The following is a 25,514-nucleotide window of genomic DNA, read 5'->3' as shown; positions in this document are numbered from 1 at the left end:
TCGGGGGTGAGCAGATGACCAAAATCAGAGTTCATGAATATGCGAAACAAGTGAATAAAACGAGTAAAGAGGTTATTGAAGCACTTAGTAAATTAAATGTGAGTGTAACTAATCATATGTCTATGTTAGAGAAAGACATCGTGTCAAAGTTAAACCAAACATTTAAAGCAACACCTGAGAAAAATGTAGGAAAACAAGCAACTCAAAACATTTCACAAAAATCTCAATCGAATGGCCAACAAAACCATTCGGTGAAAAAGCAAGAAGGTCAAAGGCAGCAATCTGCTACTTCTAAGCCTAAAGTAAATAATCAGCAACACTCAAATTCGTCTAACGAAAAATCTAAGAATACAAAAGGTAATCAAAATAGAAATATGACACAAAATAATAATAATAACAATAATAATAATCGTAGAGGTGGCGGTGGTTACAACCAACGTCCAAAACCAGGGATTCATGGAGGCAAACGTCGCCATCCAAAAACGCATCAACCATCAATACCAGTTAAACAAAAGGAACTTCCAGAAAAAATTACTTTTGTTGAATCATTATCAGTGGCAGAATTAGCAAAAAAATTACACCGTGAGCCATCAGAAATTATTAAAAAATTATTTATGCTTGGGGTAATGGCAACAATTAACCAAGAATTAGATAAGGATGCAATTGAATTAATTTGCGCAGACTATGGTGTAGAAGTGGAAGAGGAGATTCGTGTAGATATCACGGACTTAGAGACACACTTCGAGCAAACAGAAGAAGTAAATGAAGCTGAATTATCAGAACGTCCGCCAGTTGTAACAATCATGGGTCACGTTGACCACGGTAAAACAACATTATTAGATTCAATTCGTAATACTAAAGTAACTGCAGGTGAAGCTGGGGGCATTACGCAGCATATTGGTGCCTACCAAGTAACAGAAGGTGACAAGAAAATTACCTTCCTTGATACACCTGGACACGCTGCTTTCACAACAATGCGTGCACGTGGTGCAAAAGTAACAGATTTAACCATTTTAGTAGTAGCTGCTGATGATGGTGTAATGCCACAAACAGTAGAAGCAATCAATCACGCAAAAGCAGCGGAAGTACCAATCATTGTAGCTGTGAATAAAATGGATAAACCATCAGCCAATCCAGATCGTGTAATGCAAGAATTAACTGAACATGGCTTAGTTCCTGAAGCATGGGGCGGAGAAACAATTTTCGTACCAATTTCTGCATTAAAAGGTGAAGGCATTGACACATTACTAGAAATGATTTTACTTGTTGCCGAAGTAGGAGAATTGAAAGCAAACCCTGACCGTTTAGCACTTGGAACAGTCATTGAAGCTCAGCTAGACAAAGGACGCGGTTCAGTTGCTACGCTGTTAGTGCAAGATGGTACATTAAAAGTGGGTGACCCAATCGTTGTTGGTCATACATTTGGTCGAGTTCGTGCAATGGTGAACGACAAAGGCCGTCGTGTGAAAGAAGCTGGACCATCAACACCAGTAGAAATTACTGGTTTAAATGATGTACCTCAAGCAGGAGACCGTTTTGTTGTCTTTGAAGACGAAAAAACAGCTCGTCAAGTTGGGGAAACTCGTGCGATGTCAGCTATCCAAGCACAACGTTCTGAAAAACAACGTGTAACGCTTGATAACTTATTTGAGCAAATGAGCCAAGGCGAAATGAAAGAGCTGAACTTAATCGTTAAGGCAGACGTACAAGGTACTGTAGAAGCAATGGCTGCTTCATTAATGAAAATTGATGTAGAAGGCGTAAATGTGAAAATTATTCACACTGGTGCAGGTGCCATTACGGAATCTGATATTTCTCTAGCTGCTGCTTCCAATGCTATTGTTATTGGTTTCAATGTACGTCCAGATGTCAATGCAAAACGTGCTGCAGAAGAAGAAGGCGTAGATATTCGTTTACACCGTATCATTTACAAAGTAATTGAAGAAATTGAGCAAGCGATGAAAGGTATGCTTGATCCTGAATTTGAAGAAAAAATTATTGGGCAAGCAGAAGTTCGCCAAACAATTAAAGTATCAAAAGTTGGTACAATTGCTGGTTCGTATGTAACTGAAGGAAAAGTAACGCGTGATTCAGGCGTACGTGTAATCCGTGATAACGTAGTTATTTTTGAAGGTGAATTAGATACGCTTAAGCGCTTCAAAGACGAAGTAAAAGAAGTAGCAAGAGGATACGAATGTGGTATTACTATTACAAACTTCAACGATATTAAAGAAGGCGACATTATTGAAGCCTACATTATGGAAGAAGTTAAACGAGTATAATGATTGTATACGCAGAGGTTGAATTTATCATTCAAACTGCCCATTCGTTAAAAGAGAAACGTGCTGTCTTACAGCGTATGATTACCCGCACAAAGCAGAAATTTAATGTTTCTATTGCGGAAATTGACCATCAAAATGTATGGCAGCGCACAAAATTAGCACTTGTAGCTGTTTCATCATCGAAAGAAGCAGCTGAACGGGAAATTAATCACGCGCTCCATTATTTAGAGTCAAATCCATCATGGGAACAGCTTAATGTGTGGCGAGACTATTTATAAGGAATAGTAGGTAGTTGGGATACTATAGCATAAAAAGACCAACTATCTGTACTGAAATAGAGGTGACAAATTATGTCTCTACGTTCAAACCGTGTTGCTGAGCAAATGAAAAAAGAGCTTGGTGATATTCTTGGCCGTAAAATTAAAGATCCGCGTGTTGGTTTTGTTACTGTTACAGGTGTTGAGGTAACTGGTGATTTACAGCAAGCGACTATTTATATCACATCTTTAGGCAATGAACGTGAACGCGAGGAAACGCTTAAAGCTTTAGTAAAGGCTTCTGGTTTTATTCGATCAGAAATTGGTTCACGTATCCGTTTACGACGTACACCAGAGTTAATCTTTGAATTCGATTCATCGATTGAGTACGGAAATCGTATTGATACTTTGCTAAGAGATTTACACAAAGAATAAGCTAATAAAAGTCTGCCATTTGCATGTTCATGCAGGCAGGCTTTTTATCTTCATGAAGAAGTTTTTTGTCCTGGCAAATATGCTAGGTGCAATATTTATTTTAAAGGCAATTTGGGAGGATTTATATGAACGGTATTTTACCGCTTTGGAAAGAAAGAGGCATGACAAGCCACGATTGTGTCTTTAAACTACGCAAAATTTTACGTACAAAAAAGGTTGGACATACAGGGACATTGGATCCAGGCGTGGAGGGTGTACTACCAATTTGTATTGGCCAAGCCACTCGAATTGCAGAATATTTAACAGATGCAGGTAAAACCTATGAAGCTATTATATCCATTGGTCGTACAACGACAACGGAGGATGCAGAGGGCGAAACGGTTGCACAGGATCAGACTATTAAAAAGTTTTCTCGTGAGCAATTACAAGAGGTTTTAGCTTCATTAACAGGAATTATTGAACAAACTCCACCCATGTTTTCTGCTGTTAAGGTAAATGGTAAACGCCTCTATGAATATGCTCGAAAAGGTGAGACAGTTGAAAGACCGACTCGCCAAGTTACCATTTATGCTCTAGAACTTCTCGATGACAATGAATCCTACGAGGGACAGGAGATTACATTCCCTGTTCGTATCGCTTGTAGTAAAGGAACTTATATCCGTACATTAGCTGTCCAAATTGGGGAGGAACTTGGTTATCCAGCCCATATGAAAGAGCTCGTACGTACTGCTTCAGGTACCTTTACGCGCGATAACTGTTTTACGCTGGCACAGGTGGCTGAGCTCATGGATGAAGAGCAGGTGGCTACTTGTATTTTACCTGTCGAGTATGCATTAACAGACTATCCATATATTGAGATTACTTCTGCCAATGAAAAAGAAATTTTTAATGGACAAGTGCTTCCAGCAGATACATTGTTAAAGATACATGATAAAATTGTCTTTGGAATCAATGGAAAGGCAGTTGCGGTTTATCAAGCTCACCCTTCAAAGGCAGGCTTGATGAAACCACACAAGATGTTTCCGACGATAGAGTAGGAGGATTTTTCAATGGAGGTCATTCATTTAAAATACCCACATCAATTACAGCAAAGAGAGAGCATGCAGCCCTATTCATTAGCGCTTGGCTTTTTCGATGGTGTACATAGAGGGCATCAGGCAGTTATCAAGGCAGCAAAGGAAGAGGGAGAGAAGCGGCAAATTCCAAGCGCAGTAATGACATTTGACCCGCACCCATCATTAGTCCTTGGAGGGCGTAACGAAAAGGTTTTCTATATTACACTCTTACAGCAGAAATTGCAGCTTTTTGAGGAACAAGGCGTGGATACAGTGTTTGTTGTCCATTTCACATCTGATTTTGCTAAACTATCTCCAGCCGCATTTATTGATACATTTATTCGTGGATTAAATATACAACATGTGACAGCTGGCTTCGATTATTCATTTGGGGCATTTGGTAAAGGTACAATGGACGATATGCGTGCATTAAGCAATGGGGATTATGGTGTGACAATCGTTGAGAAGAAGACGGATGATGTGGAGAAAATCAGCTCAACCCGTATTCGTCAACTTTTACAAGAGGGTGATATGGAAGCAGCGAGAACATTATTAGGGCGTCCATTTGAAATAAACGGAATGGTTGTACATGGAGATAAACGTGGTCGAACAATTGGCTTCCCAACAGCAAATGTCCAAGCTTTAGAAGGAACTTTTATTCCTGCAAGTGGGGTCTATGCTGTCCGTCTGCTAGTCCAAAATGCTTGGTATGATGGTGTCTGTAATGTAGGCTACAAACCAACGTTTAAAGATCCGAACGATAAGCAATTGTCCATTGAGGTTCATATTTTAAATTTTGATAAGAATATTTATGGCGAAGAAGTACATGTAGCTTGGTATAAACGTATACGAAGCGAAAGAAAATTTGACGGTATTGATGCTTTAAAAACGCAAATTGAAAAAGATAAACAAGAAGCTATACAATATTTTAACGATTTACAATAGAGTCAACTGAGCTACGGTTTTTACTTGCTTGACTCAATCATTTATGGTAACATTCATAAGTGCATAATGCTCAACCTTAGCTCGGTATATCGAAGACTCCAACGTTTACTGTGCTAATGGGGATAAATAATTTTTCTTAGGAGGTCCATACAAATGGCTATTACAAAAGAACGTAAAAACGAAATTATCGCTGAGTACCGTACTCACGAAAGTGACACTGGTTCACCAGAAGTACAAGTTGCAGTATTAACAGCAGAAATCAATGCTCTAAATACTCACTTACGTACACACAAAAAAGATTTCCACTCTGAGCGTGGTCTTCTTAAAATGGTAGGTCGTCGTCGTCACTTATTAAAATATCTTCGTGAAACTGACGTACAACGTTACCGTGAACTAATCAACCGTTTAGGCTTACGTCGCTAATTACAGCGGACTGTAGACAAACTTTTGTCTACAGTCTTTTTTTTTTTGAATAAAAGGATGGTTTATTTCTCGTCTCTATTTATATTTTGTTCGATAATCAGCCATAACTTTTTTACGCTCCGGTGAACGAGCTAGAAAAAACATGTTCTAGTCAATAAAAGGATGATATATTCTAATCACATTTCGCAACCAAATTCAACTAGTTATATGGTAATCTACCTTTGTTGTCCATGCGACAAAAGAAATAGAGTTGAATCAATGAACTAATCAATAGTGGTTGTTTTTTTTATAGCAATGAATGGCCATTCATAACAGTCCACCATCTATAACAGCTTACTTCAGCTTGTGAAATGTAAAAACAAAATTTATGGTGAGAAGGTGCAGTTGAATGTTTAACAAAATATTAAGAGAGAATAATATTGTTGCAGGAATCTTGACCATTATTCGCATATATCTAGGTTGGCATTGGCTAACAGCCGGTTGGGGAAAATTGATGAATGGATTTGATGCATCCGGTTTTTTAGCAAATGCTATAGCAAATCCAGTAACGAGCGGTGAGGATTTAGCATATCCACTATACGTAAAGTTTATTGAATCATTTGCTTTACCCAATGCTGAAATTATTAATTTCCTTATTCCATGGGGAGAATTTTTAGTCGGCCTGGGATTAATACTAGGATGTTTAACAACATATGCTGCATTTTTTGGGATGGTTATGAACTTCGCATTTTTAATGGCAGGTACTATATCAAGTAACCCTTGGGATATTTTACTTGCTATCTTTATAGCAGCAGCAGGCTTCAATGCCGGTAAGTTTGGATTGGATCGTTTCGTCCTACCAGCTTTCAGCAATATGATCCAAAAAGTAAAAAACAAAGATAAAATAGGTCGACCGGTGTCTAAAACGACATAATTTACATAAAGAAGACGCGAAATGCCCCGTGAATGCTATTTTGACGGGGCATTTATTTTAAATTTCTTCTCTTGACACACTTAAACTTTACTACATACTTAACTTTCTTTATACTAGTAGGATGTATGACAAGTACCGTGTTATAATAAATCTATTGTGTATAGCCTGCACTTGAAATAATAATGTGAAGAAGCATTTATATCTATTTACATACATTACTTTTCGTCAGGAAGGAATCAATTTAAATTAATTCCATATAACAAAAGTATAAAAATGTTTTTTCAATAAAATATAGAAATAAATCTTAAATAAATTGGCAATAACTGAATTTAAATGTATGATTATTTCATGAAATATTTTTTAGCATAGAACAAGCATTTTTGGTACACTTACAATTAGTACATACAGACGAAGTAAGTGTTTTTATAATAGAGAGGGGTTCATTGAATGAACGAAAAGAAAGTCTATTCCTATGAATGGGCTGGCCGTCCACTTGTAATTGAAGTAGGACAGTTAGCAAAACAAGCAAACGGTGCTGTATTAGTACGCTATGGCGATACGTCAGTATTATCTACAGCCACAATGTCAAAATCACCTAAACCACTTGATTTCTTCCCATTAACAGTAAACTATGAAGAGCGTCTATATGCTGCAGGTAAAATTCCTGGCGGCTTTATTAAGCGTGAAGGGCGTCCATCTGAAAAAGCTATATTGGCGAGCCGTTTAATCGACCGTCCAATTCGTCCGATGTTCCCAGATGGTTTCCGTAACGAAGTTCAAGTAATCTCTATGGTTATGTCAAATGATTCTGACTGTACGTCTGAAATGGCAGCAATGGTTGGTTCTTCATTAGCATTAGCTATATCTGATATTCCTTTTGATGGACCAATCGCAGGTGTACAAGTTGGTTATATTGACGGGGAATTCATTGTCAATCCAACAGTGGAACAATCGAACCAATCGACAATTCATTTATCTGTAGCAGGGAACAAAGACGCTATCAACATGGTTGAAGCAGGCGCACTTGAAGTTCCTGAAGAGGTAATGTTAGAAGCGATTATGTTTGGGCATGAAGAAATTAAAAAAATCATCGCATTCCAAGAGCAAATTGTAGCTGAGGTAGGAAAAGAAAAGAAACCAGTTACATTATTTGAAATTGATGAAGCAATTCAAGCGGATATAAAAGCTGCTTGTGAGACTGATATGCATGATGCTATTCAAACGGCTGAGAAACATGCTCGTGATGAGGCAATTCAAGCTGTAAAAGATCGTATTATTGCTTCCTATGAAGAGCAAGAAGCCGATGATGACACGATGAAGCAGGTTTATACAATTCTTGATAAGATGGTAAAAGATGAAGTACGTCGTCAAATTACTGAAGATAAAATTCGTCCAGATGGTCGTAAGCTAGACGAGATTCGACCACTTTCTTCTGAAACAGGCTTATTACAGCGTACACACGGTTCAGGTCTATTTACACGTGGACAAACTCAAGCACTTTCTATCTGTACATTAGGTGCGCTTGGTGATGTGCAAATTATTGACGGTTTAGGTGTCGAAGAATCAAAACGCTTTATGCACCATTATAACTTCCCTCAATTCTCGGTTGGTGAAACAGGACCAATTCGTGGACCAGGTCGTCGTGAAATTGGTCATGGAGCTTTAGGGGAGCGTGCACTGGAAGCAGTCATTCCTGATGAATCAGTTTTCCCATATACAATTCGTTGTGTATCAGAAGTACTTGAATCAAATGGTTCAACCTCTCAGGCTTCTATTTGTGCATCCACGTTAGCTATGATGGATGCTGGTGTTCCATTAAAAGCACCAGTTGCAGGTATTGCAATGGGCCTTATTAAAAAAGGTGAACATTATTCTATTTTAACGGATATTCAAGGAATGGAAGATCATCTAGGTGATATGGACTTTAAAGTGGCTGGTACAGCTAAAGGTGTAACAGCTCTACAAATGGATATTAAAATCGATGGGTTATCTCGCAATATTTTAGAAGAAGCATTGACACAGGCTAAAGTAGGCCGTATGCATATTTTAGAATCAATGCTTGCAACACTTGCAGAGCCACGTAAACAATTATCTGAATTTGCACCTAAAATCGTAATTGTTAAAATCAATCCAGATAAAATTCGTGATGTTATTGGACCTGGCGGAAAACAAATTAATAAAATCATTGAAGAAACGGGCGTTAAGATTGATACAGAACAAGATGGTACAATCTATATTTCTTCAGCTAATGAAGAAATGAATGCACGTGCAAAACAAATTATTGAGGATATCGTACGAGAAGCTAAAGTAGGTGAATACTACTTATCGACAGTGAAGCGTATTGAAAAATTCGGCGCGTTTTGTGAAATTTTCCCAGGTAAAGATGGCTTGCTTCACATTTCTGAAATTCAAGAGGAACGCACTAAGCAAGTGGAAGACGTCTTAAAACTAGGCGATCAATTACTAGTAAAGGTAATTGAAATTGACAAACAAGGTCGTGTGAATTTATCTCGTAAAGTAGTACTACAAGAGGAAAAAGAACGCGCTGAACAACAAAAATAATAAAGATAAAAGGCTGCGTCTAATGCGCAGCCTTTTTAAATAGTTTATTCATAATAAAGAAATATACAGTTGGGGGAGATTTTTTGGTTCAAGTACATACATGTCAGAACGGTGTTCGTATTGTGTCAGAGCAAATTAACCATGTAAGATCAGTCGCTTTGGGTATTTTTGTTAATGCGGGTTCACGCTATGAGCTACCTGAAGAGAACGGTATTACACATTTTATAGAGCATATGTTGTTTAAAGGAACAGCAACTCGTTCGGCTCGTCAAATTGCGGAAGAATTTGATCGGATAGGAGGAGAATTAAATGCCTTTACATCTAAAGAAAATACATGTTATTATGCAAAAGTTTTAGATCATCATGCAGAGCTAGCAGTCTCCATTTTGGCTGATATGTTTTTTAATTCTACATTTGCAGAAGAAGAATTAGAAAAAGAACGGCAAGTGGTATTAGAGGAAATTTTAATGAGTGAAGATGCTCCAGACGATGATGTACATGAAAAGCTATGGAGTGTCATGTATCCAAATGATGCACTGGGCCGTCCGATATTGGGCAGTGCAGCTACTTTAAAGACATTTACTGCAGAGGCGATTCGACATTACATGGCTAAGCATTATGGTCCTGAGTCTGTAGTTATTTCCATTGCGGGCAATATTTCACCACAACTAATGGCAACGATTGAACGATTATTTGGACAATATCAGCCTTCTTCTGTTGCGATTGCACCTGTGCTGACAAATCCCTCATTTCATCCTGGAGAAATCTCAAAAATTCGAGATACTGAGCAAGCACATCTAGCTATTTCCTACCCAGCTATTGGTGTAAAGGACCCTGATATGTATAGCTTTATTGCGTTAAATAATATTATTGGTGGCAATATGAGCTCACGATTGTTTCAAGAAGTACGGGAGGAAAGAGGACTAGCATATTCCATTTTCTCATACCAGTCCTGTTATGCAGATGTTGGGGCGTTCACCATATACGGCAGTACTAGCCGTCAACAATTAGCGCAGCTACAACATACTATTGATGCTACTTTACTCGATATTGTTGCGGGTGGCGTCACAGAAGAAGAGCTTGATAATGCAAAAGAGCAGCTGAAGGGTAGCTTTGTTCTTGGATTAGAGGGAACTGGCGCACGTATGAATCGTAATGGTACAAGTGAGCTCGTTCATCGTAAACATCGTACAGTAGACGAGGTATTAGCTTCTATAGATGCTGTATCTATGGCCTCAGTGGATCGATTGATTGCTAAAATTTTGAAGGCAGAGCCAGCTATTTCAATTATTGGACCAAGTGAATAAAATTACCTCATCGTAAAGCCTTAAGAGAGGTGTCTCAAATGATTATGGAGACACCTCTTTTTTTATAGTATCAATTAGGCATGTAATCAATATTGTAAATCATTACCATTCACGAGGAAATATAAAATGTGGAAAATTAGCTATATGTTGGAGCACCTGCATTATCACCTGCACGGGTAGGATATGCTGAACAAGAAGAGAAAGGTACAGACCAAGAAATTAAAAAAGATGTAACAAAACATCAAGAAACTACATATGCTTCGACTGTCAAGACAGTATCCGAGCGCAAATGGGGACACCGGATAAAGGTCATGACTGAACAGCAAATCGTTCAAAGTAATAATCTGTATTCCATGATTTAATCCCTTTTTCATTGTCGAGCCGAGTCGCAATAAGCGTTTCAGGGCATGTAATTCGTCCAAAACCACGCCAATGTCTTTTTTTATCGATTGTTCATGCTCGACAAGATTTTTGTTAAAAATTAATAAATCGCCATATTCCTTTTTTAACAACGAAGCACATTACCGTTCCTGGAGGTACTGAAAACTTACACCTTTTAGTGAAAATCCTTCAAATCCTTTTGTAACTCATGGATTGCTAGGGCATACATTCTTACTGATCCCCCTCTAACATGAAAGTGAATAAATTTTGTAATTCTTCATTTGATAAATCAACTGTTTTCGCTAATCTTACGGCCTTCTGTACATGTTCCTCTACCTGTCTCAAAAGCTCCTCACGTAGGAAATCCTGGTTACGTTCTGTAACAAGCTACCTTTCCCAGCGACTGTTTCAGTAAAGCCGCCGTCCTGTTCTAGATCGGCATAGCCATGTTTGTAGTCATTACACATATTTTTAAATCCTTAGCTAAAGCGCGAATGGATGGTAGGGAATCACCTGCTTAGAATTTATTGGCTAGAATGGCTTCTTTGAGCTGGATAGTGATTTGCTCATAAATGGGCTTATCACTGGCATTGCTTAACTGGATATGCAAACTCCTCACCTCACATATCTGTGTATATACACTACATACAGAAGGGAGTGTGAATGCAATATATTCCTACTTTTGGTAGGGGGCACGATTTACAAAAACTCGGCATATATTGAGGTAACGGCTCAAGGAGGGAGATGAGGAATGCTACTATCTGAGATGGTGGATAAAGAGTTAATTCAAATTGAGGGCGGTGTACATTTTGGCATCCTGGCTCATACAGAATGCCTATTAGATGTGCAAACAGGAAAAATACATGGTTTTGAAATTGTCAAAGATAAATTACCTTTCCAAAAAAAGAAAATGAAAGTTAGTGAAATGATCCCTTGGAACGAAATTATATTAATTGGTGAAGATCGAATTTTATTTAACAAGACATCTACAGTACAGTCAGAATATTTACAGTGAGGTGAGCTTTTGGAAAACGAAAAATGGCTCGTTATCGGTGAGGACTCCAGATTAAAGGAACTAGCAACAATGTTAAGAAGTCCATCGAGAACAGTGTTTTATAAAAGAACGACAGTTTGGAACGAGGAGTTAAATAAGCTTGTTTTAGAATTTCAACCAAATAAAATTATTCTACCTATCCTTCCTTTAAAAATAGAAGTGGAACAGCTATATGGTATATCACAGGTTAAATTCTATACAGGTCGTTTAACTATGCATTGGAAGCATCTGCTAGAAAAAAATGAATCCCTTTGCTACTTGCAACAAGAATCGTTTATTTGGCAAAATGCTAGATTAACAGCAGAGGGGTTTATCGCCACGTTTTACGGACTCGAGCAAAAATGTATTTACGGACAAAACTTTACAATCGCAGGTTTCGGACGTATCGCCAAAATGCTCGCTTCTTTACTTGTTAAGATGGGAGCTAATGTTCATATTGTTGCACGTTCGGTTGTACAAGTGAGTGAAGCTAAAGCATATGGCTATAAAGCTACGGACTTAGATGATCGTTTATGGTCAATTAATGAAGGTACATTTATTAATACCATTCCAGCTAAATGGATTACAGAATCGTTTAAAGATCATGTTCCAGCAGTTTTATATGATTTAGCCTCAGAGCCAGGCTGCTTAGATATAGATGCTGAGCAACTTCAAACATATGTGCTGTTGCCATCATTGCCTGGGAAATACTTTGCACATAATGCTGCTGAAATTCTGTGCAAGGCCATAGAGGAGGAAGAAAATTGTTAACGGGGAAACGAATTGGCCTAGGTATTACAGCTTCCCATTGTACGTATGAAGATGTCATACCTAAAATTCAAAATTTTATGGATGTAGGTGCTACAGTTATACCAATCATTACCCATTCCGTTTTACATGCAGCAACTCGCTTTGGTACAGGGGAGGAATGGATTGCAAAAATAGAAGCTTTAACTGGAGAAAAAGTTATTTCTTCAATAAAAGAAGCAGAGCCATTTGGCCCATCCAATCCACTGGATGCTATGGTGATTGCTCCAATGACAGGTAATAGTATTAGTAAGTTTGCAAATGCGGCAACAGATAGCCCTGTACTTATGGCAGCAAAGGCAACTTTACGTAATGGATCACCTGTAGTTTTAGGAATTTCAACGAATGATGCACTCGGCTTAAATGGTATCAATATAATGAAGTTGTTAAATGCCAAAAATATTTATTTTATCCCATTTGGTCAGGACTCTCCTCATTCCAAACCCAATTCCCTTATTGCTGATTTTGACCGAATGGTAGATACTGTTCATGCAGCAATTACTCAGAAAAAGCAATTACAACCGCTGTTGATACAATATTTCAAATAAATCATAGATTACACACAATTTTCAGTATTTTTGTGATACAATAGCACACATTATGGAACATGTATTCAAGGAGAGATGACAGATGACAAAGCAGTTAACAGTTGCGGTTGTTGGAGCAACAGGAGCAGTAGGTTCAAAAATGATGGAGCAATTAATCAAACGTAAATTTCCAATAGGGAACATTAAATTTCTAGCTTCTGCACGTTCAGCAGGGAAATCAATCGAGTTTAATGGTCAAACATATACAATTGAAGAAGCGACACCTGAAGCTTTTGAAGGCGTCAATGTCGCTTTATTCTCAGCTGGTGGTTCTGTATCAGCTGTGCTTGCACCCGAAGCAGCAAAGCGAGGTGCAGTAGTTATTGATAATACGAGCCATTTCCGAATGGATCCAGAGGTACCACTTGTTGTACCTGAAGTGAATCGAGGCGACCTGGCGAAGCATAAAGGGATTATTGCAAACCCAAACTGCTCGACAATTCAAATGGTAGCTGCGCTTGAGCCAATTCGTAAAGCATTTGGATTAACAAAAGTGCTGGTTTCAACGTATCAGGCGGTTTCAGGTGCAGGTATTTCTGCTATTCAAGAGTTAAAAACACAAAGCGCAAACTGGGAAGCAGGTAGGGATGTAGAAGCAAATATTTTACCATCTGGTAGTGATAAGCGCCATTACCCAATCGCTCGTAATGTCATTCCACAAATTGATAAATTCACAGATAATGGATTTACATACGAAGAAATGAAAATGATTAATGAGACGAAAAAAATTATGCATGCACCAGAGCTAAAAGTTGCTGCTACTTGCGTTCGTGTGCCGGTCGTTTCAGGTCACTCAGAGTCTGTTTATATTGAGGTAGAGAAAGAAACATCAATCCAAGAGATTTTTGACGTATTACGCAATGCACCAGGTGTAGTATTACAAGATGATATTGCAACACAAACTTACCCAATGCCTATTTATGCAGAAGGGGAGGACGCTACTTTTGTAGGACGTATCCGTCAAGATTTAGACAACAAAAAAGGATTCCATCTATGGATCGTTTCTGACAATCTATTAAAAGGCGCTGCATTAAACTCTATCCAAATTGCAGAAGCAATGCTTGAGGATAACTTACTATAAGAGGGGTGTAAGGATGAATTTAGGTCGAATTGGAACGGCTATGATTACGCCGTTCAAAGATGATGGCACGATAAATTATCCAGAATTAGAACGTATTATTAATCATTTGATTGACAATGGTACAGATTGTATAGTTGCTTGTGGTACGACTTCTGAAAATCCAACTATGTCCACCGAAGAAAAAATAGAGGTTGTTCGTTTTACCGTAGAAAAGGTAGCTGGTCGCGTGCCAGTTATTGCAGGTACAGGGGACAATGAAACAGCATACTCTATAGCAATGACTCATAAAGCAGAAGAAAATGGAGCAGACGGCATAATGCTTGTAGCTCCTTACTACAATAAGCCAAATCAACGTGGAATCTTTGCTCACTTTGAAACGATTGCTAAACAAACGAGTCTACCAGTCATGCTCTATAATGTCCCTGGGCGTACTGGTGTGAATGTGGCCTATGAAACTTCTGTTGCACTAAGTAAGATTCCTAACATCGCTTGGATTAAAGAAGCAAGCGGCAATTTAGATCAGATGGGCGATGTTATCGAAAATGTTGATCCAGATGATGATTTCTTAGTATACAGTGGAGATGATGGCCTAACATTGCCACTAATGGCGATAGGTGGGGCAGGCGTTATTTCCGTTGCTGCTCATGTAGTAGGCAATGACATGCAATTAATGATTAAAGCGTTTGAAGAAGGAAATCATAAGCTAGCAGCCAAAATTCACCGAGCATTATTACCTCTTGTACGTGCGCTGTTCGCTCAACCAAACCCTTCACCTATTAAATATGCGATGACAAAACTAGGCTTTGATACACTCAATGTTCGTTTGCCAATGATGGAAATGACAGATGAAGAGAAGGAAAATTTTGATAAAATTTGGGATACGTATCAAGAAAAAGCGAGAAGTTTTAGATAAATATAGACGAGGCTGATTATTCAAATCAGCCTCGTTTTTTAGTTGAGAAATTCATAACATTGCATCCTCAAAAATACTTTAATAACTCTATTTCTATAGAAATCCAATATCTGTATTTCCATCTACTAGTAATAAGAAAAAGATAAGAAAATATATTTCTGATGTGAAACATGTATTTTTAATTTGTGCAAAAGCTTAGCAAACCGTATAATAAATGTTAAGTGGTTGCTGTTCGGGATATTTTTTAGGAGGAAATAAATTGACAAAAAAGAAAAATGAATTGATTCGAATCATCCCTCTTGGGGGTGTGGGCGAAATTGGAAAAGCAATGTACGTAGTAGAAATTGATGAAGAGCTATTTGTAGTAGATAGCGGCTTAATGTTCCCAGAGGACGAGATGCTAGGCATAGATATCGTAATCCCTGATATTACGTACTTAGAAGAAAACAAAGAGCGTGTGAAAGGTATATTCTTAACACACGGTCATGAAGATGCAATTGGCTCTATTGCCTATGTATTGCAAAAAATAAAAGCACCAGTGTACGGTTCAAAATTAACAATTGCTCTAGCAAAGGAACATTTGAAAGAATTACCTGCACCACATCAGGTAAAGTTTTTTGAAGTAACAAATCGTAGTCGTATGAATTTTAACTCAACGTATGTAACATTCTTCCACACAACACATAGTATTCCCGATTCGTTAGGGGTGGTGTTCCATACATCTGAAGGCGCGATTGTTCATACAGGAGAGTTCAAATTCGATCAATCGGCGACAGGTAAATTTAAACCTGATTTAGCGAAAATGGCCCAGTTAGGGGAAGACGGCGTCTTTATTCTATTATCTGAGTCTTGTGAAGCTGAACGACCAGGTTATACGACATCGGAAATTGTCATTGAAGAACAATTATCAAAAACATTCCACTCAGCACCGGGACGTATTTTAGTAGCTGTTTATGCATCGAATTTTATTAGAATTCAACAAGTATTTGCCCAAGCTCAAAAATCATTCCGTAAAGTAGTGATTGTCGGGAAACCATTAGAAAAGGCTGTAGATTTAGGTGTACAGCTTGGCTATTTAACAGTAGAAGAAGATACGATTATTCCAATTTCAGAAATGCAAAAATATCAAGACGATGAAATTATCATTATTACAACAGGTAATAAAGGGGAGCCTTTAGACGCTCTAGAAAAAATCGTACGTAAGCATCATCGTGATATTAAAATTAAGCAAGGTGATACAGTTTTAATTACATTTACACCTTCACCAGGTATGGAAGTGCAAATGGCTAATACGATGAACTCCATTTCTAAAGCTGGTGCTGAAATTCTAACTTCTAGCAAAAATGTGCACGTATCAGGTCATGGTAGTCAAGAAGATTTAAAGCTTATGTTAAATTTAATGCAGCCAAAATATTTTATTCCTGTTCAAGGGGAATACCGTATGCTGATTGCTCACTCTAAATTAGCTCAACAGCTAGGCATGCAAAAATCACAAATCTTTATCGCTGATAAAGGGGATATTGTCGAATATAAAAATAATAAAATGCGCATGAGTGGACGTGTACAAGCTGGTAATGTCTTAATCGATGGGATCGGTGTTGGCGATGTGGGGAATATTGTTCTTCGTGATCGTAAATTATTATCACAGGATGGTATTTTCATTGTGGTCGTTACATTAAATCGTGCCCAAAAGAAAATTGCATCTGGTCCCGAAATTTTATCACGCGGCTTTGTATATGTTCGTGAATCAGAAGAGTTAATGGTCGAGGCATCGGACATCGCAAGGACTGTCATTGAAAAATATGTCGGGAAAGATACATTTGAATGGACGAATATTAAGCAAGAAATTCGTGATACTTTAAATACGTACCTATTCCAGAAAACAAAGCGTCGTCCAATGATTATCCCAATCATTATGGAATATTAATACAAATGACTCATCGTCAAGGCTTTGAGGAAAAGTAAATGGAAAAGGATTTTCTCCCAATTGCGGTGGAAAATCCTTTTTTTGGAATGTTAGAGTTCTACATGGTATGATTCGCTACATATATAAAATGGATTGCAGAAGAAGGTGATAGAAATGGCAGTTAGTAAAAGAAAAAAGGTTACTAAAAGCAAAGCAACAACAGAAAAAAAAGAAATGTCTCCCCTTATGTATGAAATTCTAGGACTGCTCTTAATTGCGCTGGCAGTCATCATGATTTTTGAATACGGTATGATAGGACGTACGCTACAAACATTCGCAATGTTTCTTTTAGGTAATTTACATTTTGCGGTTCCATTTATGCTAATATTCGTGGCGTTATTAATGATGATTGGTCGTAAAAAGGTCGGTATGAAAGACCGCTTAATTTTGGGTATGCTCCTTATTATTATGAGCTTAACCATTTTTAGTCATGGCATTTTATTTGAGCAATTATCAAAATCAGGTGGCTTATTATCAGATTCGGTTCTACGTGAATCATGGCGAATTTTAATCAATACCGAGGGAATTATTCATCGCAGTAATGCACTTGGTGGTGGAATGATTGGTGCCCTATTATTTAGTGGTCTTCATGTACTGTTTGAAGCATCAGGGGCGAGGGTTGTTGCTTGGGTTATTTTCTTTATCGGATTGATTTTGGTGACTGGGAAAGCATTGGTGCCATATTTGGCAGAGAAAATGCCAGATTTATTTGGTAAATGGAAAAAGAAACATCGAGATAAGAAAAAAAATGCACCTAAAAAGCCAAGCAATCGTCGTTCTAGAGCTGAAAGTGTGGACGAGGTTGCAGCGGTCAATCAAACTACTGATATGCCTGAGCAAGAAGAAGAAATACATCATGAGCCAATTATCTCTGCATTTACACAAAATGTGTCTCAGGAAAGAGCCATATTTGATCAGGCAGATTTAGTGGAACATGAACAGGATGAAGCAATAGATGAGGTCCATATGCAAGGGACAGATACTGTAGAAAATGCAGACTACCAGCTTCCATCTTATAATCTATTACAATTACCACCCCAACATGACCAAAGTGGAGAATATTCCGTTATCCAGGCGAATGCCAAAAAGCTCGAACAAACATTGCAAAGCTTTGGCGTAAAGGCAAAGGTGACACAAGTTCATTTGGGGCCGGCTGTTACAAAATATGAAATTTTGCCTGATATTGGTGTCAAGGTAAGTAAAATTGTTAATTTGCAAGATGATCTAGCTTTAGCACTGGCTGCTAAGGATATCCGTATGGAGGCACCAATCCCTGGAAAATCGGCGATTGGTATTGAAGTGCCAAATAGTGAGGTTGCCATTGTCACTTTACGAGAAGTATTAGAATCGAAGGATGGCGCTAAGCCGGAAGCATTGTTGCAAGTAGCGTTTGGACGAGATATTACGGGACAAGCTGTTCTTGCAGAGCTCAATAAAATGCCGCATTTACTGGTAGCGGGTTCAACAGGTAGTGGGAAAAGTGTCTGTATAAATGGCATCGTAGTGTCCATACTAATGCGTACAAAACCTCATGAGGTAAAGCTGATGATGATTGACCCGAAAATGGTGGAATTAAACGTTTATAATGGTATTCCCCATTTATTGGCGCCTGTTGTGACAGATGCACGAAAAGCTTCTCAAGCCTTGAAAAAAGTGGTTTCTGAAATGGAACGTCGATATGACCTGTTTTCACATACAGGAACACGAAATATTGAGGGCTATAATAATCATGTTCAAAAGGTCAATGAACAAACAGATGAAAAGCATCCAAAGCTACCTTACATTGTAGTCATTGTAGATGAGTTAGCAGATTTAATGATGGTCGCATCTAGTGATGTGGAGGATTCAATTACCCGTTTAGCCCAAATGGCACGTGCAGCTGGAATCCATTTGATTATTGCAACGCAAAGACCTAGTGTAGATGTTCTAACAGGTGTCATTAAAGCTAATATTCCATCCAGAATTGCATTTGCGGTTTCTTCAGCCATTGATTCGAGAACGATTTTAGATATGGGCGGAGCAGAACGATTACTTGGTCGCGGAGATATGTTATTTTTACCAGCCGGTGCATCGAAACCAAAAAGGGTACAGGGGGCCTTTTTATCGGATCAAGAGGTGGAGGGTGTTGTGAATTTTGTTATAGAACAGCAAAAGGCGCAGTATCAAGAGGAGATGATTCCTACTGAAGAAGAAACAATTTTAGAGGAAACCGATGAATTATATGACGAAGCAGTGCAATTAGTTGTCAGTATGCAAACAGCATCTGTGTCAATGCTTCAGCGTCGCTTTCGTATAGGTTATTCAAGGGCTGCACGTATTGTTGATCAGATGGAACAACGCGGTATTGTAGGGCCTCCTGAGGGCAGTAAACCTCGTCAAGTACTTATTCATCAATACGACAATTAAACAGTAAATGGATGGTCCTTCCTGTATTTTTGTCCATTATTTGCAACGATTTTGAAGAAAGAATGAATTCTATAACAGATTTTATTTAAAACTGTTTATTTCATTCTGCAAAAATGTTATATTTATGAACGATTAGTAGGAATGTTGTACATCAGATGTCTGATCTCTGATTTGGTGGTGATATATGTGACTATTAAAGCAGATCATCGTCATCTCTATCTTCAAGTTATCGATCGTTTAAAATCTGACATTGAGGCTGGCATTTTTAAAGAAAATGAAAAGCTGCCTTCAGAATTTGAATTATCGAAATCACTCGGAGTCAGTCGAGCAACACTTAGAGAAGCACTTCGACTGTTGGAAGAGGAAAATGTGATTGTGCGCCGACATGGGGTTGGGACTTTTGTTAACCCTAAGCCGTTGTTTACATCAGGCATCGAGCATTTATCGAGCATTTCTTCTATGATCGAGGCAGCGGGTATGGAGCCTGGTTCGCGTTTTTTAAAAGCGGCTGAGCACATTCCTTCTGAGGAAGATTTAAAACGCTTCCAATGTGATGGCGACGATAAAATACTCACAATTGAACGTGTCAGAACAGCGGATGGTGAGCCAGTAGTTTACTGTATAGACAAGCTACCCGCAAGCTTCCTGCCTACTGACTTTGTCGAAAAAAAAGAAGTTTCACTGTTCTCTGCTCTTGAGCAATCTGGAAAAATTCATGTTGCCTATGCGGTTACGTATATTGATCCAGTTGGGTATCATGAACAAGCTTCACCGATTTTGAATTGTGGACGTGAAACAGCTCTTTTAGTGTTAAAGCAGTTGCATTACGATGACCATGATCAAGTAGTGCTCTATTCAAAAAATTATTTCCGAGCTGATAAATTCAGCTTCCATGTAGTTCGTAAACGGGTGTAGAACATTTCTAAATTTTTTTCCTGCTAATTACAATACCTTTGGGGGGTTAATTAAATGAAAAAACGTAAATTTGGTTTAGTATTAACATCAGTATTAGCGGCAAGCGCAATTTTAGGTGCTTGTGGTACAAAAGACGAAAAACCTGCAAAAGAAAATGATAATGCTTCAGGTGGAGAAACATCAGAAGAATCATTTTCAGTAGCAATGGTTACTGACGTAGGTGGCGTTGATGACAAATCATTCAACCAATCTGCATGGGAAGGTGTTCAAGCTTACGGAAAAGAACACGGTCTTAAAAAAGGTGATGGTGGCTTTGACTACCTACAATCAGCTTCAGATGCTGACTATGAAACAAACTTAAACAACTTAGTACGTCGTGACTTTAACTTAGTTTATGGTATCGGTTTCATGATGGCTGATGCAATCGATGCAGTAGCAGCTGAAAATCCAGACAATCACTTTGCATTGATTGATGCTGAAGTTAAAGCAGACAACGTAGTAAACGTACTGTTCAAAGAGCAAGAAGGTGCATTCTTAGCTGGTGTTGCTGCAGCAAAAATGTCTAAATCAGGTAAAATCGGCTTCGTAGGTGGCGTAGATATTCCAGTTATTAACCGCTTCCACGCTGGTTTTGTTGAAGGCGCTAAAGCAGTAAATCCAGATATCGATATCCAAGTAAAATATACGGGTGCATTTGATAAAGCAGATCTAGGAAAAATCACTGCTAACAGCATGTACTCTTCAGGTGTAGATGTAATCTTCCACGCTGCTGGGGCAACTGGTAATGGTGTATTCTCAGAAGCAAAAGAACGTAAAGCAAAAGATCCAAATGCGGATGTATGGGTAATCGGTGTAGATGCTGACCAATACGAAGAAGGTAAAGTAGACGATAAAACAAATGTAACTTTAACTTCAATGTTAAAAGGCGTTAACACAGCAGTAGTAGATATTTCAAACAGAGCGAAAAACGGTGACTTCCCTGGTGGAGAAACACTTGTTTATGGTTTAGCTGAAGATGGGGTTAAACTTGCAGATTCTCGCGGTGCAATTCCAGAAGATGTACAAAAAGTAATCGATGAATATAAAGAAAAAATTGCTAAGGGTGAAATCAAAGTTCCAGAGAAAGTGGAAAAATAATTCATCTTTTGATCATCATAAGGGACTTTTAAGAAGGACCTTATGATGATTTTTCAATCTATCGTTATATTTAGATTATTCGCAATTCTCTATTTAACTAGATTTATATGAACCTTTTAGAGGTAGTATTAATGATTTTCATAATGATGGTAACAAGTTAATAGAAGAAAGGTTTCTAACGATGACCTTTCCTGTATTAATTTAGCAAAACACCTACCTCTATAGGTGGGATTAATCAGTAAATAAAAGATAGCCTTTGGTAACGAAAGCGGTCTAAAGAATTAGTGAACTGTAGCAAAAAAAAGCTCTAACGGTCATCTAGTTTATATACATTTCGAATACTGGATGTATTGCTAATCTGTGCCATCAGTCATAGTAGAGGCAGATACTAAACGCTAAGGCGGAATTACTTTATAAAAGTGCCTATTAAGGGAGTGACAATATTGGAACATGTGATTGAAATGCTAGGAATCCGGAAAGAATTCGGTAATTTCGTGGCGAATAATAATATCACCCTCCAACTGAAACAAGGCGAAATCCATGCATTGCTTGGAGAGAATGGTGCAGGTAAATCGACTTTGATGAACGTCCTTTTTGGTTTGTATCAACCAGAGGGTGGCGAAATTCGCGTTCGTGGGAAAGCTGTGAAAATTACAAACCCAAATGTTGCCAATGATTTAGGGATTGGTATGGTGCATCAGCACTTTATGTTGGTAGAGAATTTTACAGTAACAGAAAATATTATTTTAGGCTCCGAGCCAACTAAAATGGGTATTGTCAATATAAAAGATGCAGCAAAAAAAGTACAAGCCCTTTCTGAGAAGTATGGCTTGGATGTTGATCCTAATGCTAAAATTGAAGACATCACTGTTGGTATGCAACAACGTGTTGAAATATTAAAAACATTATATCGTGGTGCTGAAATTTTAATCTTTGATGAACCAACAGCCTCTTTAACACCACAAGAGATTATGGAATTAATTCAAATTATGCGTCGTCTTATTGCGGAGGGAAAATCTATTATTTTGATTACCCACAAGCTAAAAGAAATTATGGAAGTGTCCGATCGTGTAACGATTATCCGTAAAGGTGAAGGAATTGGCACTGTTGTAACCGCTGACACAAATCCTGATCAGCTAGCTGAAATGATGGTTGGCCGACAAGTTGAATTTAAAACAGAAAAAACGGATGCGAATCCAACTGATGAAGTACTTGCGATCCATGACTTAGTTGTAACGGATTACCGTGATATTGATAAGGTAAAAGGTCTGAACTTAAAGGTTCGTAAAGGTGAAATTGTCGGTATAGCAGGTATTGATGGAAATGGTCAATCAGAATTAATCGAGGCGATTACAGGTCTTCGTAAAATTAAAAGTGGTACTGTCGAACTAAACGGTAAAAATATTACAAATTTGAAGCCGCGTAGCATTACAGAAGAAGGCGTTGGACATATTCCGCAAGACCGTCATAAGCATGGTCTAGTGTTAGATTTCCCAATTGGTCATAATATTGCGCTACAAACGTATTACCAATCTCCTATAGCAAAAGGCTTTGTCATGGACTATAAAAAAGTGTCAGAGAAAGCTAATCAAATTATTAAAGAATACGACGTGCGTACAGGGAATGGCGAAATGACACCTGCCCGTGCATTATCTGGTGGTAACCAACAAAAGGCTATTATTGGTCGTGAAATTGACCGTAATCCTGATTTATTAATTGCCGCTCTACCAACACGAGGTCTGGACGTAGGGGCAATTGAATTTATTCACTCGCGTCTAATTGAGCAACGCGATAAAGGAAAAGCCGTTCTGTTAATTTCCTTTGAATTAGATGAGGTTATGAATGTATCGGATCGCATTGCCGTTATTTATGATGGTCAAATTGTGGATGAATTAAATCCTAAAGAAACAACAGAACAAGAGCTTGGCTTATTAATGGCCGGCCAAAGTAAAAAAAATAATAAGCATGATGCGAAGGAGGGGAACGACTAATGTCAAATCGTGTCATTAATATACTCGTTCCTATCATCTCTATCATTATCGGTTTAATTGTAGGGGCTATCGTCATGGTAGTCAGTGGCTATGACCCAGTACAAGGTTATATCGCTCTTTGGACAGGTATATTTGGAGATTCATACTCAATAGGGAACACAATTCGTCAAATTACACCATATATATTGGCAGGTCTTGCAGTAGCGTTTGCCTTCCGTACAGGGCTGTTTAATATTGGTGTTGAAGGTCAGCTTATTTTAGGTTGGCTAGCTGCAGCTTGGGTTGGTTATGCATTTGAGCTACCTAAAGTCATTCATTTACCATTGGCATTACTTGCAGCAGCAGCAGCAGGTGCATTTTGGGCCTTTATTGCAGGTTTCTTAAAAGCGAAATTTAAAGTGCATGAAGTAATTGCGACAATTATGCTTAACTATACTGCGTTATATATTGCCAACGCGGTCATTAAAAAATTGTCAGATGGTAGCTTTAAAACAGAACGTATTCATGAATCAGCTTCATTACGTTCTCCGTTTTTAAGAGAGCTTACAGACAACTCAAGTCTTCACTATGGGATCATTGTTGCACTATTAATGGTTGTAGTTATGTGGTTCATTTTAGAAAAAACAACTCGTGGATATGAGCTGAAAGCTGTAGGGTTCAACAAAAACGCTGCAGATTATGCGGGTATGAGCGTTAACAAAAACATTATTTTAGCGATGACTATTTCAGGTATGTTTGCGGGTCTTGGGGGAGCGATGGAAGCTCTAGGTACGTTCCAAAACGCATCCATTAAACCTGGCTTCACAGGAATTGGGTTCGATGGTATCGCCGTAGCCTTACTTGGTGCAAATACACCACTTGGCGTAGTATTCGGGGCATCACTTTTTGGTTCATTAAAATATGGTGCATTAAATATGCCAAATGCTGCCGGTATTCCAGAAGAAATTGTATCGATTATCATCGCGTTAATTATCTTCTTCGTAGCATCAGGCTATATTATTCGAGTAGGCTTACAGAAGCTGAGCAAGAAAAAGGAGGGACAATAACATGAGCTTTTTAGAAATGTTATATTTCATCATCCCTTCAGCGATTCTTTATGCAACACCTTTGATTTTTACAGCCATCGGTGGGGTATTCTCTGAACGCTCTGGTGTTGTCAACATCGGGCTAGAGGGCTTAATGATTGTTGGTGCTTTTGTTGGTATATTTATCAATTTAGAATTTGCTTCATCATTAGGTGCGGCAACTGTTTGGGTAGCAATGCTAGCGGCTATTGTAATTGGTGCGATTTTCTCACTTTTCCATGCCGTTGCTTCTATTTCCTTCCGAGCTGATCAAACGGTATCAGGGGTAGCTATTAACTTACTAGGTTTAGCTGCTACTGTATTCTTAGTAAAAATGATTTATGATAAAGGTCAAACAGATATGATTGACCAACCGATTCGCCGTTTTGGAATTCCTTATTTAGAGGACATCCCATTCTTTGGTCGTTTATTGTTCCATGATGTTTACAGTACGTCTATTCTGGCGTTTGTGGTAGCATTTGGTGCTTGGTTTATTATTTATAAAACTCCATTTGGCTTACGCCTTCGCGCTGTAGGTGAGCACCCAATGGCAGCAGATACAATGGGGATTAACGTCAATAAAATGCGTTATATTGCTGTTATGATTTCTGGGGCTCTAGGTGGACTTGGTGGTGCTGTCTATGCACAAACAATTACACATGACTTCTCACATGCAACAATTGCTGGTCAAGGCTTCATGGCGATCGCTGCCATGATTTTCGGGAAATGGCATCCAATTGGTGCGCTAGGTGCAGCCCTATTCTTCGGTTTGGCACAAACATTAAGTATTGCGGGGAACCAAATTCCTTTCATCGAAAATGTTCCAGCCGTTTATTTACAAATCTTACCGTATGTGCTAACAATCCTTGCTTTAGCAGGCTTTATCGGTAAAGCGAATGCTCCTAAGGCAAGTGGACAACCATATATTAAAGGTAAGCGTTAAAATAAGTCATGATCAAAGACTGAGTGAAATATGCTCAGTCTTTTTTTCCATGTTGAATGATATAATTTATAATTTTTCCCATACATACTTTGGATTCTTTTTGCAATTATA

Annotated in this window: 21 protein-coding genes; all 21 read left to right on the top strand. The window is 38.3% G+C overall.

The annotated features are described in order from the left end of the window. The first annotated feature begins 14 nt into the window (after positions 1-14). The 21 genes from infB (at position 15) to AC3CH7_RS04750 (ending at position 25,403) form a co-directional block, all read left to right on the top strand. The gene (gene infB, locus AC3CH7_RS04850) at positions 15-2,282 is read left to right on the top strand and encodes a translation initiation factor IF-2 (protein WP_031419004.1); all 2,268 of its coding nucleotides are present in this window, start codon (positions 15-17) and stop codon (positions 2,280-2,282) included. After that, the gene (locus AC3CH7_RS04845; RefSeq protein WP_008178987.1) at positions 2,282-2,560 is read left to right on the top strand and encodes a DUF503 domain-containing protein; all 279 of its coding nucleotides are present in this window, start codon (positions 2,282-2,284) and stop codon (positions 2,558-2,560) included. The genes infB and AC3CH7_RS04845 overlap by 1 nt, the downstream gene beginning before the upstream one ends. Positions 2,561-2,632: 72 nt before the next feature. Continuing rightward, positions 2,633-2,974 (top strand): 30S ribosome-binding factor RbfA, encoded by a 342-nt coding sequence (gene rbfA / locus AC3CH7_RS04840; protein ID WP_012293305.1) that lies wholly within the window; start codon positions 2,633-2,635, stop codon positions 2,972-2,974. A 125-nt stretch (positions 2,975-3,099) separates the two neighbouring features. Beyond that, positions 3,100-4,011 (top strand): tRNA pseudouridine(55) synthase TruB, encoded by a 912-nt coding sequence (gene truB / locus AC3CH7_RS04835; RefSeq protein WP_012293306.1) that lies wholly within the window; start codon positions 3,100-3,102, stop codon positions 4,009-4,011. 12 nt (positions 4,012-4,023) lie between these two features. Continuing rightward, the gene (gene ribF, locus AC3CH7_RS04830) at positions 4,024-4,974 is read left to right on the top strand and encodes a riboflavin biosynthesis protein RibF (protein WP_012293307.1); all 951 of its coding nucleotides are present in this window, start codon (positions 4,024-4,026) and stop codon (positions 4,972-4,974) included. Between the two features lie 153 nt (positions 4,975-5,127). Next, positions 5,128-5,397, top strand: coding sequence for a 30S ribosomal protein S15 (gene rpsO, locus AC3CH7_RS04825; RefSeq protein WP_008178982.1), 270 nt, complete (start codon positions 5,128-5,130; stop codon positions 5,395-5,397). Positions 5,398-5,785: 388 nt separating this feature from the next. Then, on the top strand, positions 5,786-6,310 hold the full coding sequence (locus AC3CH7_RS04820) for a DoxX family protein (RefSeq protein WP_031419005.1): 525 nt from the start codon (positions 5,786-5,788) through the stop codon (positions 6,308-6,310). Positions 6,311-6,757: 447 nt separating this feature from the next. After that, on the top strand, positions 6,758-8,872 hold the full coding sequence (pnp, locus tag AC3CH7_RS04815) for a polyribonucleotide nucleotidyltransferase (protein ID WP_012293310.1): 2,115 nt from the start codon (positions 6,758-6,760) through the stop codon (positions 8,870-8,872). A gap of 83 nt (positions 8,873-8,955) precedes the next feature. After that, positions 8,956-10,179 carry a M16 family metallopeptidase gene (locus tag AC3CH7_RS04810; RefSeq protein WP_031419006.1) on the top strand — a complete coding sequence of 408 codons (1,224 nt, stop codon included), beginning with the start codon at positions 8,956-8,958 and terminating at the stop codon, positions 10,177-10,179. A 1,132-nt stretch (positions 10,180-11,311) separates the two neighbouring features. Next, on the top strand, positions 11,312-11,575 hold the full coding sequence (locus tag AC3CH7_RS04805; protein WP_012293313.1) for a YlmC/YmxH family sporulation protein: 264 nt from the start codon (positions 11,312-11,314) through the stop codon (positions 11,573-11,575). A 9-nt stretch (positions 11,576-11,584) separates the two neighbouring features. After that, the gene (locus AC3CH7_RS04800) at positions 11,585-12,364 is read left to right on the top strand and encodes an NAD(P)-dependent oxidoreductase (RefSeq protein ID WP_012293314.1); all 780 of its coding nucleotides are present in this window, start codon (positions 11,585-11,587) and stop codon (positions 12,362-12,364) included. Continuing rightward, positions 12,358-12,948, top strand: a complete 591-nt coding sequence (locus tag AC3CH7_RS04795; protein WP_012293315.1) for a dipicolinate synthase subunit B — start codon at positions 12,358-12,360, stop codon at positions 12,946-12,948. The genes AC3CH7_RS04800 and AC3CH7_RS04795 overlap by 7 nt, the downstream gene beginning before the upstream one ends. Positions 12,949-13,030: 82 nt before the next feature. After that, positions 13,031-14,068 carry an aspartate-semialdehyde dehydrogenase gene (locus tag AC3CH7_RS04790; RefSeq protein WP_012293316.1) on the top strand — a complete coding sequence of 346 codons (1,038 nt, stop codon included), beginning with the start codon at positions 13,031-13,033 and terminating at the stop codon, positions 14,066-14,068. A gap of 13 nt (positions 14,069-14,081) precedes the next feature. Then, positions 14,082-14,981 carry a 4-hydroxy-tetrahydrodipicolinate synthase gene (dapA, locus tag AC3CH7_RS04785; RefSeq protein ID WP_012293317.1) on the top strand — a complete coding sequence of 300 codons (900 nt, stop codon included), beginning with the start codon at positions 14,082-14,084 and terminating at the stop codon, positions 14,979-14,981. A gap of 259 nt (positions 14,982-15,240) precedes the next feature. Continuing rightward, positions 15,241-16,908 (top strand): ribonuclease J, encoded by a 1,668-nt coding sequence (locus AC3CH7_RS04780; RefSeq protein WP_012293318.1) that lies wholly within the window; start codon positions 15,241-15,243, stop codon positions 16,906-16,908. A gap of 153 nt (positions 16,909-17,061) precedes the next feature. After that, on the top strand, positions 17,062-19,353 hold the full coding sequence (locus tag AC3CH7_RS04775; RefSeq protein WP_031419009.1) for an FtsK/SpoIIIE family DNA translocase: 2,292 nt from the start codon (positions 17,062-17,064) through the stop codon (positions 19,351-19,353). Between the two features lie 186 nt (positions 19,354-19,539). Further along, positions 19,540-20,268, top strand: a complete 729-nt coding sequence (locus AC3CH7_RS04770; RefSeq protein WP_008178950.1) for a GntR family transcriptional regulator — start codon at positions 19,540-19,542, stop codon at positions 20,266-20,268. A gap of 54 nt (positions 20,269-20,322) precedes the next feature. Then, complete coding sequence (locus AC3CH7_RS04765) at positions 20,323-21,405, top strand: BMP family lipoprotein (RefSeq protein ID WP_012293320.1); 1,083 nt, start codon at positions 20,323-20,325, stop codon at positions 21,403-21,405. A 443-nt stretch (positions 21,406-21,848) separates the two neighbouring features. Next, the gene (locus AC3CH7_RS04760; protein WP_031419011.1) at positions 21,849-23,396 is read left to right on the top strand and encodes an ABC transporter ATP-binding protein; all 1,548 of its coding nucleotides are present in this window, start codon (positions 21,849-21,851) and stop codon (positions 23,394-23,396) included. Continuing rightward, entirely contained in the window at positions 23,396-24,442 is a 1,047-nt protein-coding gene (locus AC3CH7_RS04755) for an ABC transporter permease (protein ID WP_012293322.1), read from the top strand. The genes AC3CH7_RS04760 and AC3CH7_RS04755 overlap by 1 nt, the downstream gene beginning before the upstream one ends. A gap of 1 nt (position 24,443) precedes the next feature. Further along, a complete protein-coding gene (locus AC3CH7_RS04750; protein ID WP_012293323.1) occupies positions 24,444-25,403 on the top strand; it encodes an ABC transporter permease in 960 nt (319 codons plus the stop codon). Positions 25,404-25,514: the final 111 nt, after the last annotated feature.

This window comes from Lysinibacillus sp. F12 (assembly GCF_057773605.1).
The sequence above is the reverse complement of the archived record's forward strand: the minus strand, read 5'-3'. Positions and strand labels throughout refer to the sequence as shown.